15 protein-coding genes are annotated in these 17,830 nt (G+C 56.4%); 2 read left to right on the top strand and 13 right to left on the bottom strand.

The annotated features are described in order from the left end of the window. Position 1 precedes the first annotated feature (1 nt). On the bottom strand, positions 2-508 hold the full coding sequence (sixA, locus tag JW937_06640; protein MBN1587088.1) for a phosphohistidine phosphatase SixA: 507 nt from the start codon (positions 506-508) through the stop codon (positions 2-4). Between the two features lie 328 nt (positions 509-836). Here sixA and JW937_06635 point away from each other — a divergent pair, with 328 nt between their 5' ends. Continuing rightward, positions 837-2,438 (top strand): CHAD domain-containing protein, encoded by a 1,602-nt coding sequence (locus tag JW937_06635; protein ID MBN1587087.1) that lies wholly within the window; start codon positions 837-839, stop codon positions 2,436-2,438. Here the strand turns inward: JW937_06635 and JW937_06630 are convergent. From JW937_06630 to JW937_06575, 12 genes are all read right to left on the bottom strand, one after another. Beyond that, positions 2,384-3,127, bottom strand: a complete 744-nt coding sequence (locus tag JW937_06630) for an amidohydrolase family protein (protein ID MBN1587086.1) — start codon at positions 3,125-3,127, stop codon at positions 2,384-2,386. The two genes, JW937_06635 and JW937_06630, sit on opposite strands and share 55 nt — an antisense overlap. Next, positions 3,124-4,482 (bottom strand): circularly permuted type 2 ATP-grasp protein, encoded by a 1,359-nt coding sequence (locus tag JW937_06625; protein MBN1587085.1) that lies wholly within the window; start codon positions 4,480-4,482, stop codon positions 3,124-3,126. The genes JW937_06630 and JW937_06625 overlap by 4 nt, the downstream gene beginning before the upstream one ends. A 401-nt stretch (positions 4,483-4,883) precedes the next feature. Beyond that, a complete protein-coding gene (locus tag JW937_06620; protein ID MBN1587084.1) occupies positions 4,884-6,608 on the bottom strand; it encodes a cation:proton antiporter in 1,725 nt (574 codons plus the stop codon). Positions 6,609-6,617: 9 nt separating this feature from the next. Beyond that, positions 6,618-7,040: a hypothetical protein gene (locus JW937_06615; GenBank protein ID MBN1587083.1), complete on the bottom strand. Its 423-nt coding sequence runs from the start codon at positions 7,038-7,040 to the stop codon at positions 6,618-6,620. Then, positions 7,027-8,079 carry a hypothetical protein gene (locus JW937_06610; GenBank protein ID MBN1587082.1) on the bottom strand — a complete coding sequence of 351 codons (1,053 nt, stop codon included), beginning with the start codon at positions 8,077-8,079 and terminating at the stop codon, positions 7,027-7,029. Before JW937_06610 ends, JW937_06615 begins: the two co-directional genes overlap by 14 nt. Positions 8,080-8,123: 44 nt before the next feature. Further along, positions 8,124-8,948, bottom strand: a complete 825-nt coding sequence (locus JW937_06605) for a metal ABC transporter permease (protein MBN1587081.1) — start codon at positions 8,946-8,948, stop codon at positions 8,124-8,126. Continuing rightward, on the bottom strand, positions 8,948-9,856 hold the full coding sequence (locus JW937_06600; GenBank protein MBN1587080.1) for a zinc ABC transporter substrate-binding protein: 909 nt from the start codon (positions 9,854-9,856) through the stop codon (positions 8,948-8,950). Before JW937_06600 ends, JW937_06605 begins: the two co-directional genes overlap by 1 nt. Before the next feature lie 18 nt (positions 9,857-9,874). Further along, the gene (locus tag JW937_06595) at positions 9,875-11,131 is read right to left on the bottom strand and encodes a hypothetical protein (GenBank protein ID MBN1587079.1); all 1,257 of its coding nucleotides are present in this window, start codon (positions 11,129-11,131) and stop codon (positions 9,875-9,877) included. 413 nt (positions 11,132-11,544) lie between these two features. Continuing rightward, a complete protein-coding gene (gene ggt / locus JW937_06590) occupies positions 11,545-13,218 on the bottom strand; it encodes a gamma-glutamyltransferase (protein ID MBN1587078.1) in 1,674 nt (557 codons plus the stop codon). Next, the gene (locus JW937_06585; GenBank protein MBN1587077.1) at positions 13,219-14,142 is read right to left on the bottom strand and encodes a hypothetical protein; all 924 of its coding nucleotides are present in this window, start codon (positions 14,140-14,142) and stop codon (positions 13,219-13,221) included. A 7-nt stretch (positions 14,143-14,149) separates the two neighbouring features. Beyond that, positions 14,150-15,325, bottom strand: a complete 1,176-nt coding sequence (locus JW937_06580) for a hypothetical protein (protein ID MBN1587076.1) — start codon at positions 15,323-15,325, stop codon at positions 14,150-14,152. 135 nt (positions 15,326-15,460) lie between these two features. After that, positions 15,461-16,243, bottom strand: coding sequence for a transporter substrate-binding domain-containing protein (locus JW937_06575; protein MBN1587075.1), 783 nt, complete (start codon positions 16,241-16,243; stop codon positions 15,461-15,463). A gap of 93 nt (positions 16,244-16,336) precedes the next feature. Here JW937_06575 and JW937_06570 point away from each other — a divergent pair. Then, the coding region (locus tag JW937_06570) for an AAA family ATPase (GenBank protein MBN1587074.1) at positions 16,337-17,830 on the top strand (1,494 nt) is incomplete at its 3' end.

Genomic DNA, 17,830 nt, shown 5'->3' with positions numbered 1-17,830 from the left:
ACTACTTGCCGATCAATTCCAGTTGCTTGCGGGTCATCAGCCAGCGTAACACACCTGAGCCTGCCTGGGGAGGACGCGTGTGGGAGTCCGCGCATGCCACTCCGGCCTTTTTGAACACCGCATCCAAGTCGGCGCGCTGGGTCACTAGCTCAGCCAAGAGCCGGCTCAGGTGTGGCTCATGGCCTACAAGCAGAATAATCCCAAATTCAACGTAGGCTCTCAGAGCATTGAAAGTTTCTTGCGGGCTCGCATCCCCCTGCATGGCCTCGCACAGACACAGCTCCGGCACCCCTTTGTATACGTCGAGAACATTCTCGGCGGTTTCCTTTGCTCTCAACCATGGACTGCTCAAAATCAGATCGATCTTTAACTCTATTCTCTGCAACCCATTAGCTACGGCCCGGGCTTCTTGGCGCCCCTGCTCAGTCAGGGGCCGCGCCGCATCCTGGCCAGGTTTCAAAATCCCCCGGGGAACCGCCGTGGCATGGCGCATTAATAAAAGTCTCAAAATCCGATCTCTCCTTGCCTAAATGCATGCTACAACTAACACTGCGCTTCAGGCAGGTCAAGCCATTGGTGGTGGGGGCTCCAAGAACTTACCGGGAGCTTACATCCCCTTGCGAATACTTTCTTTAGCTTCCTGAGTGAACCGAGTCTTGACCTGACCGTGTGGCAGGCACCCCTTGTGCCCTTCCAGACGCCGCTACGCGGCTCCTCAGGGTTCGCTGCATAGACTGTGGCCCTGACACCCAAGCTGGACCGCGATTGCGCGGGCCCAAGCGCAGTGCTATGCTAACACCCCGCAGGCTGCGGGGCCTACCATACAAGGATTTGCCATGAGCGGATTTCTGCGAAGAGAAGAATTGGAACTCAAGCTGGACGCGGACGAAAAGGCCTTTGAGGCCTTGCTCTCTCTGCTGGAAAACGACTACCAATTCAAACAAGGTGTGCGCAGGGAGGAACAAATCCGCGATATCTATCTGGATACCCGGGATTGGTGGTTTTACCGGGCCGGAGCCGCGCTTCGCGTGCGTCAAAGCAAATCCGGCCTGCAGATTTTTCTCAAGGCTCTGACTGAGGCCAAGAGCGGGGTGGCCCAACGCGCTGAAATCGAAGAAGTGCAGGCCCCGATTCGCAAAGTCCTCAACACACTTCCGCCGGGAGCGATCCGCGCCTACCTCAAGCAATGCGGGGCCCCGCTGCGGCTCAAACCCCTGTTTAGAATCCAGACCCAGCGCACCTGTGCCACAGCGCGCCGCGGAGAAGACCATGAGTTGGCCCTCTCCATTGATCACACACGCATTTTCCGTCTCAACGGGAAACGCCCGGTCCTGACAGACACATTTAGGGAAGTTGAAATCGAGCACTGGAACGGGCCGGTCCATGTCACGGAAACAATCCTGCGCGAGCTGTGCGAGAAGACTTCGATCCCCGCCTCTGCCGGCAGCAAGTTCAACCGGAGCCTTCAGGCCTTGGAGCTCAAGCCCCCGGCGCCGGCAGTGCCGCTGCGGCCCACGGCAAGGCACCAAGACCGCCTCATTGATTTGGCTTACCGGGTCCTGGCCGCGCATTTTCAGTTCATGCGGGCCAACGAGCCCGGCGCCCGCTTGGGCTTGGATCCCGAATTTGTGCATGACATGCGCGTGGCGATCCGCCGGATGCGCGCTGCATGGGTCACCTTTGGAGACGCGCTTCCGGCCTCCAAAGTCATCAGTTTCGACAACACACTCAAATGGATAGCGGAAGCCCTGGGCCGGGTGCGGGATTATGATAATCACTTGGAAATGATTTCCAGGTATCTCTACACCGCCCAGGAGGACGGGGATGCGGTGGGACAGTATCAGGCCCGGCTCATGGAGAAACGTGAAATCGTCCGGCAAGAGATGTTGGAGGTTCTGGATTCCGCGCGTTACCAGAGCTTCCTCGCAAACCTCACAGCCTTTCTTGAGCAGGGTCCTGCTCAGCGGCCCCGAGCCCCTTTGGCATGCACCCCCGCCTCCGAGGCCGCGGTTAAACTCCTGGAAGGGCAATACAACAAAGTCCTACGCTGGGGCAAAAAGGCCCTGCAAAACGGGAACCCAGGCGATTGGCATAAACTGCGCCTCGCCTGCAAACAACTGCGTTATACGAGCGAGTGGTTCAGCGGAATCTATGGGAAGGGATTTGACAAGTTCATTCTGCGTCTGAGCTCCCTGCAAACACTGCTCGGAAATCATCGCGACACGCATCTTGCGGCAGAGCTATTAAGGAAAAGCGCTTTCGACACAGATGCGAAGGAGCCCACTTCCCCCGAACTCCTTTTGGCTTTCGGCCGGATGATCGAGCAGCAGCACCGCAAAATACAATCTCTGGAGGCTAAGCTCCCCGCGCAGTGGAAACGTTTTCAGAGCAAGAAAGCGCCTTTCACCTCGCCCAGGAAATCCAAGGCATTCCGGTAGAACACCCTGTCCCGGTCATCCGCTTCGCTCAGGATGAGTTCGTGCTTCTTTGTTTCCAATAAAGGGTGGGAATAGGGAAAGTCCGTGCCGTAGACGATCCGGTCCAAACCCAAATGCTGCATAATGAAGCTGGTGCGAAACATGGAAAGCACGCTCGTATCCACCCAGACATTCCGCAAATGGCCGATCACTTCGTGCAGCGTCCGGTAGGTCCCTTTACCGCCGTGCGTGATAAGAAAATGGATGCCCTGGAATTCTTCAAAGAACGGACGCCACTCATCCGGCCGGCAGTTCTCTTCTTTTTCGGTATGGATCACAACGCGGAGCCCAAGCTCCTGGGCAAGTTCCAGAACGCCGTGCGCCTGTCCGGGGCTGAATTCGTCGGAGCGCGGGTGCAGCTTCACACCCCGGTGGCCCCGCTCTGCGCAGCGCCGCAGCTCTTGCAGAGCCGGTTCTCCCTCTGCGGGCTTCACGCGGCAGAAGGGAATGATCTTCCCCGGATGCTGCTGCGCGGCTTCCAAAACCCGGTCATTCGCGCTCCGGTAGCCCGCCCCTTCAGCTTTGTCGTCAACGGGAAAGAGCACGGTCCGGTCGACTCCGCCCGCTTCCATGGCCCTAAACAAATCTTCCAAACGGGATTCGCAGCCGTCCCCGCTTCGCCCGATGTGATTGTGCACGTCAATGATCAAGTCTCTTCTCTCTCCGCATAGGTAATGGCCGGCACCAATCCGCCGCCGGCACTCACATTGATGACCGAGTCGTCGGACAGGCGGGCAATGGCGCCCGCATAACGACCGTTAAAAACATAGGGATTGATATTCACCTTCTTCTTCACCAGCTTGACGGCATTGCCTTCGATCACCGGCACAGTCTGCTCGGGAATAGGCACGTATTCCTGAACCACCCACTCCTCCTCAGCATCCAACGCCTTTTCCGCAAGCCTCCGCCATTCTTCTTTGGAGGTCTCTCTTCCGATGAAAACATTCTTGCCGCCATAGCCGTCGGCCGGCTTGAGCACCATATCCTCCTGGTGATTCAACACCAGATCGATCACCAGTTTCTTCCGCCCCCCGTAAAAGTGCTCGGCGTCGACCAGCCGGCGCGTCCAGGCAATATACTTCTTCTTAGCCTCATTTTCTTTGTCGGTGAAGAAATGGTCATAAGCGTTATTGGTGAGAAGAGAGAGCATGGCCTTGTTGGCCGCAAGCCGCGAACGCAGAGGATTCACCACACAAACCTTTTTATCGCGATAGGCGCGGATAAAGTCTTGGACCTCGTAAATGCTCTCCATGAGTTCATTAAAAATCACACGCCGGTAGACCAAGTCAATGCGCACGCCTCCGGCATAAAGCTCCCCCTGCTTGTAGACCAAATCCCTGGGGTCCGCAATCACGGCCTCGTAACCTTCCTGATTGAGGTAATTTTGGAGAAGCTTGAACTCCCCCTGGGTCTTCACATCTCTCCAATCCACAATGGCAATGCTCGGGTGCTCACGCCGTCCGCCGAAATCCATATAGCAATCCAAGAGTGCGTCGACCACAGCCTCTGTGCGGCTGAAGCGCACCCAATCCACCTGCTTACCCAACTCTGTCATCGGGAAGGCATTGAGAAAGATTTCCTCTTCCAGGTCCGTGAACACCGCCCCGGCCGGACTGTCGCAGTTGAACTCGATAAACTGCAGGTCCTCCCCGTCCAGAAAGGCATCCGGCCTGGAGATCACAATGTTCCTGGAATAGCCCGGGTGGATCTCCATGAGTTCCGCGGCCAAAGGACTGAGGCCGAACTTGGATTGCAGCTCCGGACGCTCAAAGTAGATCTTGGTGATCTTCTCCAAAACGCCGATAAGACACGCGGACATATCCCCCAGAAGCTCCGTTTGCTTTTCGGAGAGAAAATACGGTTTAAGGAAGTGCGGCAGGGGTTTGCCGTCAAAGAGACAATCGCGGCGAATCATCTCTTCGTTGACTTGGCGTTGAGCCTCCCTCATTTGGGCGGAGTTCTCAATCGCAATGGAGTCGTAGAGCGGGTTGATCACGGGGCCCATTATACACCAGGGACGGTTCTCGCCAACTATTTACAGCAATGGGAGTTATGTAAGGGTCGTCCCCATGAGTGTGGATTTCGGGTCTGCATTCCCTAGGGATCGGGCCGGTCACCTCGCGCCGGATCGCCTTATAAAGTCGCTTCATCAAACAGTAAAGTACGGGGGGCTGCCCAAAATCGCAGGGCACACGCAGCCAAGACATCTGTGGCTTCAGCGATTTTGAGCTCCTCTGCGAGGCGCCGTCCATCCCCAATCGCATACAGACTCACGAGGAGTTTGCTGGCTGGCAGCGCGGTGGAGAACTGCTCACCGCTCTAACAAGACGGATGCGGTTGGGGGGACGGTTCTCACGTAACTCCTTGCTGCGAAAGGAATAGGCGAGAACCGTCCCTGTAGGGGATCTAGTTGCTCTCGGTGTTCAGGATAGAATCCTCGACAATTAGCTCTTTTCGTGTGCGGATGCGCTCCAAATGCCGGTTAATGTGTTCGGGAGGCACTTGCAGAGCCGCCAAGACCGTCCGGTGCAACTCAAAACTCGCCTCCCATTCCTCCACAATCACAATGTCCGCTCCCAATCCGTACAGACGCGCCGCATCGCGTTCGAAACGAGTCCGTACCACTAACAAGATTCCAGGGTTCAGGGCCTCTACCACCCGGATCATCTGCGCCATTCCCACCGGATCCCCAAAACTCACGACCACGGCCTTGGCGCGCTCAATCCCGGCCTTGTGCATAACCTCACGGTTGGCCGCATCCCCGTAAATCACACGCACGCGCCGTTCGCGGGCCTTGGCAATCTGCCGCGGATTCATCTCGACCAAGACAAAGGGAATCTTCTCTTCCTGAAAGGCGGAACTCATGTCCTGGCCTGTGGGTCCAAACCCGCAAAGAATGATGTGCTCCCGCAGCGCGCCCGAGACTCCCTGGTCAGGTCCCCACTGAGTCGGGGGCAGTCCCATCCGGGGGCGGCGTTGAGCAAAACGTGAAATCGGAGTCACCATTGCGAACAGGATCGGGGTCATGCACATGGTAATAAAAGCGCAAGAGATAAGCACCTGGTAGAGCCTCGGGCCCACAGCGCCCGATGAACGCGCCGTTTCCAGAAAAAGGAAAGAAAACTCCCCAACCTGCGACAGAATAATGCCGACAGTCAACGCTATTCTCGGAGCGTAACCCAAAACCGTGAGCAAGACACTCATGAGCACAAAGTTGACCAGGAGCACAAGCCCGACCACACGCAGGATCAACCAGATATTTTCCAAGGCAAAGTGGATATCAAAAAGGATGCCGAGTGACACGAAAAAGAAACTGACAAAGAGATGCCTGAAGGGTGTGATATCGCCCAGGAGCTGATGGCTGTAATCACTGTTCGCAAACATCAGTCCGGCAAAGAAGGCTCCGATCGCAATCGACAAGCCCATCTTTTCCCCGGCCCACATAGTGACCAAACAAAGGGCCACGCCGGACAAAAAGAATATTTCCCGGCTTCGATGCAGGGCGACTTGCCTCAAAACCCACGGCAACACATATTTCGAGGCCAAGATAATCGCAAGCAAAAATACCAGGGCCTTGGCAATCGGTGTGAGCAGTTCCTCAAAAATACCCCCGTTTCCTGACCCGGCTCCGGCCAGGATCATGAGCGGAACAATGGCCAGGTCTTGAAAGATAAGAATAGCCACTGCCATGCGCCCGTGGACTGCATCTGTCTCACCGCGGTCAATCAAGTATTTGAGAACAATGGCCGTAGAGCTGAGCGCAATCATCGACCCAAGGAGGAACCCCTGGAAGAGCGGCCACCCTTTCCAATAGGCAAAGCCCATGCCGATCAAGTTGGAAAGCACCAGTTGCAGGCCTCCGCCCAAGACTGCGACGCGGCCCATCCCTTTCAAACGATCAAAGGAAAGCTCCAGCCCGATTGTGAGCATGAGTAAAGCCACCCCCAACTCCGCCACATGGTGAATGCGGTCTACATCCGGGAGCAAACCAAAGCCGTGCGGACCCATTGCCAGACCGGCTAACAGAAAACCTATGATCGTGGGGAGACGAAAACGCTCAAGAACCACGGCCACCAGAGTGGCGAGGCCGAGAACCAGGAAGAGATCTGTGAAAAGAGGAACTTGATCCATCGGCTTGGATCAGTACCCTTGGCGCATTTGTTCCAACTGTTGTTGATAAGACCCTGAAGGAGCGCTCGTCGAAGATCCCGGCTGCGCGGAATAGGGATTCGTCGCTCGATAGGCGCCGCCCGGGGGCGGAAACGGCGTGGCCTTGTACACATGGTCCGCACGCGTCAAAGGAATACCCAGCAACATCGCGTCCACCGGCTCGCCTTGGCGGCTGGTCGCATATTCCCCGCTCTGGAGCAAGTACACGAGCTTTTCTTTTTCTTGAGCAATATAAACGGCATCCGGCTGCTCCTGCTCTTGCGGAGGCACCCCGAGCAAGCTTCCGAGAACCCCGCTAATAATGCGGCCGGAATCTTCATCAGCCAGGGCCACGGGACTTATCCCAACCGAAGACAAGATCAGGATCACAAAACAAACCTTAAGTTTGGTCATCGACGTTCCTCTCCAGGTGTTGGGGATTGTGCAAGGGGGATTGTATTCTCTGCTTAGCCAGTTTTTTCATCTTAAAACGGTGCCGGATGATTCCGATGATACCGAGCAGGGTAAAAAAGGACCCCATAACGACCATATTGGAAAAGTCTACGCTCCGGTCGCGATTGTAGTCCTCACCGTTGCGTTGGTCCAAAATGCCAATGGTCTTGGGCATATCAATCCCCAGAATCTTTCCGAAGTCACCGTAGACCGCAGAGTTCCAAGGCTTGAAGATCCCGGTCAGCAAAGACTGCGATTGAACCTTATTCAGGATCGCATCGCTCATCATATAAAAAATCTGGTTTTGGCTTCCCTTCAGGGGACAGTAATAGTAAGGCTTGTGGTCCCAGTCCACATCACAGACCAATAAGTAGGCGTCCTCCGGCACGGCTATGCCAAATTCCTTTTCAATGAACTGAACCAGCTCTTTGTAGCTATGCTCGACATCCGGCCGTCTGACATTCTCCTTGAGATCCCTGAAACGCGTAAGCACCCCCTCAAAAGAAGAGTACCTGTGCCACCCGCCCGGGTCACCCCCGTCAAAAGAGGGAGAAATCACCCAAAGCCGGTAATCGCTTCCCTCAATGGGAGTGAGGATCCGCTCCTGCACCATCTCCTCCTTTCCCGCCTTCTTGTCTTCAACCATACCCAAGGAGACCTTGTGCCCTGTGGAGCGCCTGTTCACACGCACCAAAGTCCCAAGGTAGGATTCCAAATCTGCAGGAAAACCATCGCCCGGACCGAGCGGCGAGTAGACTTTGTCTGTGGGACGCGCTGCGTTCGCGGGCCGCACGGAAACAGCCTCGTAGATGCGGCGATCCAAGTCCGGTGCGCTTTGAATGCTTAAATACCGGTATTGGCCATAATCCTGAAGATACTCCACCGCTCTTTCAGTCGTCACCACTTCAGGAGTCGTGGAAATAGGCGGGAAAGAAACGCGTTGAACCACGGCCAGGATAAGCATCCCGACCCCTACGATAGTCAGCCCCCAACGTATCATGATCAGCCCCTCCGCTCCCTATTATAGGTAAAGTCGTCAGAGCTTCAATGAGAAGGGCGGCCCCGCACCCCCGCAAAGAGAGCACAAAGAATCAGGCAAATCCCGAAACAACAAACAACACTGGCCCCCGTAGGCAAATCCCACACGTAGCTGGCCACGATTCCCGCCGCACTCGTGAGCGTCCCGCACATCCAACCCACCACCAGACGCGCCAGAACACTCCGGACCAGCAGGACTCCGCACACCGCAGGCACAATCAGGAAGGAGAAGACCACCAGCACACCTCCCAGCTCCACGGAGCTGGTAACCACAAAACCGAAGGTCGCATAGAAAAGGAAATCCCACAGCCTCACCCGCATTCCCCTGGCAAAGGCAGCCTCGACATCTTGAGAGATCTCCAAGAAAGGCCTGCGCAAACGCCAGTGCAGGAACCCGATCGCGCTGTAAAGAAGAAACACCTTAAGAATCTCCGGCCACCGGACAAATAAGAGATGCCCCACCATGAGGGATTTAAGTTCCTCCCCGCCTTCAGGGGCCCGGCTCAGGACCAGAATGGAGGCTGCAGCCGCCACCGCGTAGACAATCCCGATAAGCGCCTCCTGCGGAACCACGGGTTTGCGGGTCCGCGTAAAGGCAAAGACCGCTGCCCCCGCCATTGTGAAGCCCAGGGCCGTGAGATAGCCCTGAGAGGAGTGCAACCCGAATCCCCAGAGATACCCCACGGTTGCCCCAAAGGCCGCGACCTGAGCCAAAGCCAAATCCACAAAAATAACCTCGCGCTCGATCACATGCAAGCCTAAGTAGGCATGGATGCCGGTTAGAACCAGACAGGCCAGGAACGGAGCCGCCATCAGTTGCAAAAATTCCATTAGTTTTCAAAAACCTCCGTGAGCTGATTCAGGTTGTAATCCATCATCGCAAAATAGTCGTCGCAACCGGGAAGCCCGCCCACATTATGGCAGAGCGTCACGAGGCGCGCTCCGGTAGCTTCAGCAAGTTTCCGGGAGGCCGCGTTAGGCGAAGAATTGGACTGTAGAATCACGTGAATTCCCTTTTGGCGCATATAGTTTTCCAGGAACTGGACATGCTTTGGAGTGGGCGGAATCCCGGGCTTGGGTTCCAGAAAATAGTCCACGCGAAGACCCGCAAAGTTTGTCAAGTAAGGCCACTCGTTGTGATAGGCCACCGCCTCCTTCCCTTGCAAAGGCGCGATTTCTTGCCGCCAGCGCACAATCGCCGCGTTGAGTTTCTGCACAAAAGCACTCGCCGCCGCCTGGTAGTCCGCCTCATTCGCAGGATCGATCTCCGTCAACTTGTCCGCAATTGTCTGAGCCATGATTCCGGCGTTCGCCGGCGCCACCCAATAATGCGGATTGCCGTAGATATGGATATCGCCCTGGGACCGGCTGACTGCGCTAGTGGGGATCTCGATGAGTGAAATCCCCCGGGAAAGATCCAGTTCCCTCTCCCCTCCGGGCCGCACCGCTCCGTTGCCTGCCGCATCCACCAAAGGCCACCGCCACATCTCCAGATCCAGGCCCGCATGAATGAAAAGTCCGGCCTTCTTGACCTTGAGCACATCGCTGGGCCGGGGTTCGATAAAGTGCGGGTTGAATTTTGGAGAAGCTATATAAGAAACCTTCACATGCTCTCCGCCCACGGTCTGAGCCAAATCCGCAAAGGTGGAGAGTGTCGCCACCACACGCAAGGGTTTGGCTTGAACCACGGGGGTCATCGTAAACATTGCGATACCTAGAACCGTCAGAATTCTTTTCATGATCTGAATCTCCTGTGCCTACTGCAACTGGTGCTTATGAACACCGATCGCAAATGTGCCCTGCAGGTAGAAACGGTTGTCGTTCCCTCCTTCGGCACATTCCACATGCTGCACTTGAGCGCGCCAACGCGCAAATTCGCTTTGGTAAAAGGTGAGATAGGCAGCGGCTCCCATATCTGCGGACCTGGGATTGCTTATCGGGGCATCCACCAACTCCACATAATCGAAACGCAGGCCGGTTCCCCACTTGGGCCCCAAACGATAGTCCAACAAGCTATACATGCCCCATGGATCGTTGGAAAGTCCAGGATCGGTGTCCTCGCGGTGCTGGAGGTAAACCTCACTCTGCCACTTCAGGCGGGTACTGGGGGTCGGGTAGGCAATCCAGGTCGCGTCCAGTCCCAGGGAGTGAACATCAAAATTTTCCTCCTCTCCCTTCGCACCCGTGAGATAAGTCGCTCCCAACTCAAAAGTGTTTTCGTCGTTGATGTCCCAGGCATTCTTGAGATGCCCGAAGAAAGAGGGACGCCTGCTTGTTTCCCCAAACAGGGCTCCGCCTTCGCCCACGCCGCCTTCGCTCAAATTGAGGCTGAGCTCTTGGGTGAGAGTATCGGCAAACTCCGGCAAAAACCAGTTCCCCTCGATCCCGGTGCGCGCGAGCCCTTCGTGCCCCAAATAACTCTGCACCACCAAGGGCTGGTCCACGGTATCGAGCATGCCCAAATGCAAAGGCGCGGACTTGCCCACCTTGGGACGGACCCGGCCCAAACGGATTTTGGTGTCCCAGGGCAGTTCCCAGCGCGTGATATAGGCTTCCCCAACATGAATGTGGTGCTCATAATCCGAGAGTCCGAGAACCACATCCATGCGGGTGAAGGGATCCACATCATGTCCCAAGACCAGTTCCAGGTGGCGCACGCTGATCTTGTCATTTCCTTCGCCGTCCTCCCCGCTTTCCGTCAGCTTTGCCACAATATCGGCCACTGCACCGATTTCGGGATTGAACACAGACAAACCCTTGGGCGCCTCCGCGCGCACCACCGGAAGCGAAACCGGAGCCGGACGCTCTGCCTTGGCTTCCGGTTCACGTTTTTCCGCTTCCAGTTCCTGGATACGGGATTCCTGGCGCTGAACCGTCCGGGTCAAGGCCTCAACCGCCTCGGTCAAATGGCGGATTTCGTCTTTCAGTGCGTTCGCCTCCGCCTCCGCAAGCCCGGCAAAGGCCGGGGCCGGGAGGAGGCAGAATGCAAGCAAGGTTGCAATGACTCTTCGCATACGAGTCTCCTATTCTGCGGGTTGATTCGATGATTGAATGTCAGGTATCGAACTGCGTTAGACGGTGTTGGAAACCCAACAAGGCGGCGCACGTTGGGGGCAGGACGCCTTTGCAGTCAACAAGGGGCACTTCTCGGAAAATTCCGGAATGATTTGAGAACGACTTTCACTCTCAGAGAACAGCACCGGGGGTGATGGATCTGCGGAAATAAAGCCCCGGACAGCCTTGCAGATTAAACACTGACCGGATTCAGAGGAACCGTGTTCCGGATCCAAAGCATGGTTATGGGGCATCGCGCCCAGAACAACCAACAGGAGCAAACCCGCAATCAGCAGACCAACCAGAAAATTCCTGTGAGGGATAAAAAGCTTCCGCAACATGGGGCCTACTCTAGGCCCGGCTCAGATCTCTGTCAATGGGAGGACCGCCGCGAATTCAGGCGAGGATCTTCCACGGCCACAAGTGCGCCGCCGGCATCGTAGCCCACAGCCTGGGTTGCCCCCATGAATTCCGTCATCTCCAGCAAGTGGCCGTAGGACAAGAGTTCACGCACCTGATCGTGCTGCACAGACTCTTCCGTGCGCAGACGGTCGGGTTTCCACTGGTGATGAATCCGCGGGGCCGCCACCGCCTCCTCCAAAGGCATACCCAAATCCAGGTAATTAACGATCACCTGCACAACCTGGCTGATGATCGTCGGCCCGCCGGCTGCGCCCAAAACAAGCACCGGCCTTTGGCCCTCCAAGACCAAGGTCGGGCTCATGCTGGAAAGCGGACGTTTACGAGGCCCCACACTATTGGCCTCAAACCCGACCAAACCATAGGCATTGGCCGAATCCGGCAGCGCAGAAAAATCGTCCATCTGGTTATTGAGCAGGACCCCTGTCCCAGGGATCACCACCTTGGAGCCAAAGCTCGTGTTGAGCGATGCGGTCAGCGCCACCCAATTCCCCTGCGCATCCGCTGCGCTGATATGCGCCGTATGTTTGCCAAAGAGATCCTCGGCAGCCTTCGGGGGCATCCCGTGTGTGGAAACCGGGGATGTTTTATCGAGATTGATTTGTCCGGCCAGGGCACGCGCATAGGATTTGCCGGCAAGGCCCCGGGGCACGGACACATAATCCGAATCGCCTAACCAGTAAGCCCGGTCAGCAAAGGCCCGCTTCATGGCCTCCCCCATCACGTGCCAGCGAAGAGAGCGGGACTCTTGATCCAGGGCTTTAAGATCAAAGTTTTCCAGGATATTGAGGATTTCAGCCACCTGAATCCCCCCGGAACTCGGCGGAGGGAATCCCACAACCGTATAACCGCGATAGATGCAGGCAACCGGCTCGCGGAAACGCATCTGATAATCCCTGAAGTCCTGTGTACTAAGCAGGCCGCCGTTTTGGTTCATCCAGTCCTCGACCGCCTCGGCAAAGGGCCCGCCGTAAAAATAGTCAATGCCCTGCCGGGAAAGACTGCGGTAGGTTCGGGCCAGATCCGGTTGTCTGAGCCGGTGCCCTTCGGGCCAGGCAAATCCCCTCTCATCCAGAAACACTTCGCTGGAACTCTTAAAATTCAGAAGATACGGCGCGGCGCGGGCCAAGCGCTCTGAATAATTTCCGTCAATCTCAAAGCCTTCTTCGGCCAAATACGCGGCCCCGGCCAGAAGTTCGGCAAGTGAGAAGCGGCCGCCTACCCGCAACGCATGATCGTACACGGCCAAAGAACCGGGAACGCCCACTGCCAAAGCCCCCAAACGGCTGAGCTTGGAATCCACCTGTCCCTCTCGGATAAACATGTCTGAGGTTGCCAAGGCAGGCGCAGTTTCCCGGCCGTCAAAGGCCGCGATCTCCCCGGAGGACCAGCGCACCAGCATCAAACAGCCCCCGCCGATCCCGGAATTGTATCCGTCCACCACCCCCAGGGTGAGCGCCGCCGCCACTGCGGCATCCACGGCATTCCCGCCGCGCGCGTAGACTTGCTTTCCGGCTTCAGTGGCAATGGGATGGGGTGTGGCAATCACTCCTCCTGTCTGAGCAGCAAAGGAAGGGGTGATTGTAGAAAGCAAAGCAAGGGCAAAAAAGAGTCGAATGAGTTTCACTCAGGCAAAGCGGGGCAAAAGTGCCCAACACTCCTCTTTAATGAGGTGAGGGTAAGTCCCCCACTCCAGACGCAGCGGACTCACGCCTGGTTCGGAAGGTTCCAGAAAGCCCCAGATCCCGACACCCGCGTAATAAGGATCTGATTTGAAATGCTCCTTTTCAAAAACGTGAAGAGCTTCGCGCACGTAAGCTTCCATGCGCCATGGCGTATGTTCGACAATATTTGTCTTACGGTTTTTCCGGTATTCAAATTCGCACCAGGTAGAGATAAACGGAACGCCCACAAAATAACAGGTGCCGGCCGCGGAAGCCGCACGGGCATACTCCGTGTAGATTCTGGCTGCGGCAGCGCCGAAAGCCTTGGGTGAATGAGGCGGTTCCGAGGCCAAGTCATAGCCCATCAGAACCGGAAAATCCAAAACACCGAGGAGTTGCGCATCTGCCCCGCTAACCGCCGCGCCCACGGATTTCGCGCAATACTTCTTCATGTAGATGTAGAAGGGAAGGGCGCCGGGCCGGTAAGGCTCAATATCAAAGTGCACTCCCTGAATATCCGGATTCGTATCAATGGCCTTGGCCACCTCTTGAGCAAGGGCTTCTTGTTGAGACCATTCCAGGGCAGCAAGCGTCTCTCCCTGCGGGGTTTCCAAACAAGCATGAATCTCCACCCCCTGCGGAAGCCGGGCCCGGAACCATCGCAGCCTCTCCGTCTCCATCGGAGGCAGATGCCCTCCATTCCGGGTGACCTCAATGAGTCCGCCGCACACAAAAAGAATCCGGATCGGCGTCTCAGGATGGAGCTGATTGTATTCGAGAACTCTGCTGACATAGGCCTCGGACTTTCGGTAAATCCACACACAATGCCCCCTGGGGCACTCCTTGACTTTCTTTTGCTCCACAAAACTCCTATCAGGCAAACTCATGCGTCAATTAGCTTTCTGCTTTTATTGCTTGAAGGATTTCTCTTTCTCTAAAGGCAGCTACTGCTGTCTGCAAGGGATCAATGCCATGCCCCCAATTCTGGCTTAACTTGGGCGTAAAGGGAGCTCTAAGCAAAGTCTGCGGCAAACTCACCGAAGGGTAGTAGGAGCAAGACAACAGATTGAGGAAGCGGCGCGTTTTCGCGGCATCAAACCAAGTGTGCAGGGACTTCAGAAACTCCTCCCGCGTCCGGGCACGCTCCAACCCATGACGCACGGCTTGCTCCGCCCCCATGGACTCCAGGACTTTCTGCAAAATCTCCGCCGAAAGACCGGAAGCACGTTCATAGGCCAAACCCCGGGTTAGGATACGCCCAAATCCCAGCTGGCAAAAGGTTTTCCTCTTGCCCCAAAACTCACTCATTTGCTTGAGCCAGGTTTTTAGGTAGAAAAACACCTGAGGATGCAAAAATCGCGGCTCCTCCAGAGGGCCCATGCTATCCCCGTTCTGATGGACCCCCAGGGTGGGAGAGGAAAGACTCCGGACCCGGCCCAATTTCGAGAGTTCATTCAGAAGATAAAAGGCCTCGTTGTCCGCAATTTTCGGAAAACCCCCTGCCGCAGCGTAGTCACCGGAATCCACGGCCAGCGCCCTTGCCGCGGTGTGAAAGGTGTACGGAGAACGAGCCCAATCCAATCCGCTACGCTCGTAATGGAGTTTGTACATTTGCATCAGTTGAACTCTTTGCGCGCTCGAGTCCCCGGCGCACCAAAGCTCAAAAGGATACACTAATGCCACGTCTTCCGGGGCGGGCTGCACATCAAAATATCCTACGGGCAAAACCACGTCCGCATCCGTGCAATGGATGAACGGATGCTTCACTGCTCCCACATCAATAAGCCGGCAGGCGATGTCCGCCCCGATCTTGCGCGCCAGGCCTGTTCCATGTTCAGGAGACAAAAGACGGCCCTGTGTGCAGCAATCCACGGCGAGAATTGCCCGCTTCCAAAGTGGCTGGGAACAATGCAGCGACAACTGGGAACAACCCGGGGTTTGCCAAATGGCCGGGTAATGATTCCGGAGCCGGCTCAACAGCTTCCGGGATCGCCGGAGCCCCTGACTGCCGAAGCCATTGAGGACCAGCACACACAAAACAGACTGGCCGCCCGTTGGGATGGAGAACAAGCGATTGAGTAAAGACACCGGCTCTTGACAAGCCGGCACCACGAGCACGCGGTCAAAGGAATAGGGAAGCCCCCGGACACATAAAGCCTCCGGGGCGCCACTCGTTTTTAGGTAGGCGGTGATATTATTCAGTGCTTACTCCGCGCAGGGAACCCAGCGGCGCAGAATATCTCCCAAGGTCCCGTCCTGCCGCCACAGTGCAACGCGATAGTTGATATCCTCCAGGAGCTCCGTGTCACTTTGACGAACCCCCCACGCAAGATACTCCTCGGTCAGCCCCCGGCTCATTGCAATCAAACCATCTGCCTCGTTTTCCGCAGCCAGCCACCAAATCACCGGGGCGTCGTGAACAAATAATCCTATTTTCCTCTTCTTCAGAGCCCGCACCGCACGCTGAGGATCCTTGTAGACCATGCGCTGGGCATTGCGAAAACGCTCCTGCACCAGAAGATCCCCGGTGGTCCCCCGCTCCACACCGACCTTGGCCTCTGTGGAAAGAGCCTCATCAGGATTGAGATAGCGGGATGAATCCTCCCGGCGGATCAAGGCTGTCTGCCCTGTTCGTAAATACGGCTCCGTAAATGCGATGTTCAGGCTGCGCGGCTCTGACACGGACATGCCGGACATAATAATGTCCACACGGCCGTCATTCAGTGCGGAGATAAGCTCATCGAACTGGAGTTCGACAAATTGGACTTCCTTGCCCAGAGCCCAGGCGAGCTTGCGCGCAAAGTCCGCCTCCAACCCGGCGATGTTCTGGCCCTCCTTATAAATAAGCGGCGGGTTGTTGGGAGCAACCCCGACCCGCAAGGTGAGGCTGCTCTCCTGCGCAAGTGCGGACGCGCCTGCGAATCCCAACAAGATACCGGCGCCCAGAAGGACCCCAAACACAACTCTCAAAAGAGTTTGCCGTCTCACCTCAACCCCTCCTCTTTGCACGCCCCGAATAGATATCCTCATTGCGGTGGGTTAATTATAATGGATTTCTCGAAAGGACGGACAATCCAGATTATGAGCAAGCATCCCCGCTTCTACGCGGACCTGCATATTCACTCCAAGTATTCCCGTGCCACAAGCAAGGATTGCGACCTGGAAAATCTGGCCTATTGGGGGCAGAAAAAAGGGATCCAGGTGATCGGGACCGGCGATTTCACGCACCCGGCCTGGATTGAGGAGATCAAGAGCAAGCTCGTGCCTGCGGAACAGGGGCTCTTTCGTTTGCGGGAAGACCTGGAACGCGGCATCGCCAATCGCTTACCCGCTTCTTGCAGAGGCCCCGTGCGCTTTATGCTCTCCGTGGAGATTTCCACGATTTATAAGAAGGGCGAGCGCACGCGAAAGATCCACCACCTCATTTACAGTCCCACAGTCGAACAGGCTGAAAAGATCAACGCCAAACTCGGAAGCATCGGTAATATCCGCTCCGACGGCCGCCCGATCCTGGGCCTGGATTCCCGCGACCTGTTGGAGATCACTTTGGAGTCTGGCGGAGAGGACTGTTATCTGGTGCCCGCGCATATCTGGACCCCCTGGTTTGCTGTGCTCGGGTCCAAGTCGGGCTTCGATTCCGTAGCCGGCTGCTACGGAGACTTGGCTGGTCATCTATTTGCTGTGGAGACAGGGCTCTCTTCGGATCCGGAAATGAATTGGCGGGTCTCAGACTTGGACAAGTACCGGCTGGTTTCCAACTCCGACGCTCACTCTCCCTCCAAACTCGGACGGGAGGCCTGCTTGTTTGAAACGCCCATGGACTACTTTTCCATGCGCCGTGCTTTGGAAACCGGAGAGGGATACGGCGGAACCTGCGAGTTCTTCCCCGAAGAAGGCAAATACCATGCAGACGGACACCGCAAGTGCGGAGTTCAACTGTCTCCAAAAGAAAGCCGGAGTCATGGAGGGATTTGTCCGGTATGCAATAAACCGCTGACTCTCGGCGTCCTGTACCGCGTGGAAGAACTGGCAGACCGGGCTCCTCTGGAGAGACCGGCACACACGGATGCGTTCCGCAGCATCATTCCTCTGCCGGAGATCCTTTCCGAAATTTTGGGAGTCGGGCCCGGGAGCAAGAAGGTACAACAGCAATACGAGAAGCTGCTGGCAAAATTCGGGAGCGAGTTTCATATTCTCAACGAGCTGCCGCCGGAGCAACTCGAGAAGCTGCAATTTTCCTTGCTCACCGAAGCCATTGAACGCATGCGGCAAGGGCGAGTGATCCGCCAGGCAGGATATGACGGCGAGTTCGGCGTGATCCGGCTTTTTGATCCTGAGGAGCTCAAGCAGCGTGCCACGATTGGGACTTTGGTAGAGGTGGATGCAAATGCCTTCACTTTGTCCGTGGCGAATTCCGTAAAGCAATGTAACACGAATACGTCATGGCGAGGCCCAGCAGAGCCGCGGCCATCTTTGCGGGACAAAGATCCCCACGTCCCCGCCAGGGTTCGGGATGACAAAGCAAAAACCCCTCTCCCCCCCGACCCCGACCAGCAAAAGGCCGTCAAAATCCTG

This window comes from Candidatus Omnitrophota bacterium, from assembly GCA_016929445.1.
In the GTDB taxonomy this organism is placed as follows: domain Bacteria; phylum Omnitrophota; class Gorgyraeia; order JAFGIU01; family JAFGIU01; genus JAFGIU01.
This window is presented reverse-complemented; position numbering and strand designations above follow the sequence as displayed.

Excerpts from the sequence above, each read along its gene's own strand:
- JW937_06635 (MBN1587087.1), top strand. The coding sequence starts at position 837 with ATGAGCGGATTTCTGCGAAGAGAAGAATTGGAACTCAAGCTGGACGCG.
- JW937_06625 (MBN1587085.1), bottom strand. The coding sequence starts at position 4,482 with ATGGGCCCCGTGATCAACCCGCTCTACGACTCCATTGCGATTGAGAAC.
- JW937_06620 (MBN1587084.1), bottom strand. The coding sequence starts at position 6,608 with ATGGATCAAGTTCCTCTTTTCACAGATCTCTTCCTGGTTCTCGGCCTC.
- JW937_06615 (MBN1587083.1), bottom strand. The coding sequence starts at position 7,040 with ATGACCAAACTTAAGGTTTGTTTTGTGATCCTGATCTTGTCTTCGGTT.
- JW937_06610 (MBN1587082.1), bottom strand. The coding sequence starts at position 8,079 with ATGATACGTTGGGGGCTGACTATCGTAGGGGTCGGGATGCTTATCCTG.
- JW937_06605 (MBN1587081.1), bottom strand. The coding sequence starts at position 8,948 with ATGGAATTTTTGCAACTGATGGCGGCTCCGTTCCTGGCCTGTCTGGTT.
- JW937_06600 (MBN1587080.1), bottom strand. The coding sequence starts at position 9,856 with ATGAAAAGAATTCTGACGGTTCTAGGTATCGCAATGTTTACGATGACC.
- JW937_06595 (MBN1587079.1), bottom strand. The coding sequence starts at position 11,131 with ATGCGAAGAGTCATTGCAACCTTGCTTGCATTCTGCCTCCTCCCGGCC.
- JW937_06585 (MBN1587077.1), bottom strand. The coding sequence starts at position 14,142 with ATGAGTTTGCCTGATAGGAGTTTTGTGGAGCAAAAGAAAGTCAAGGAG.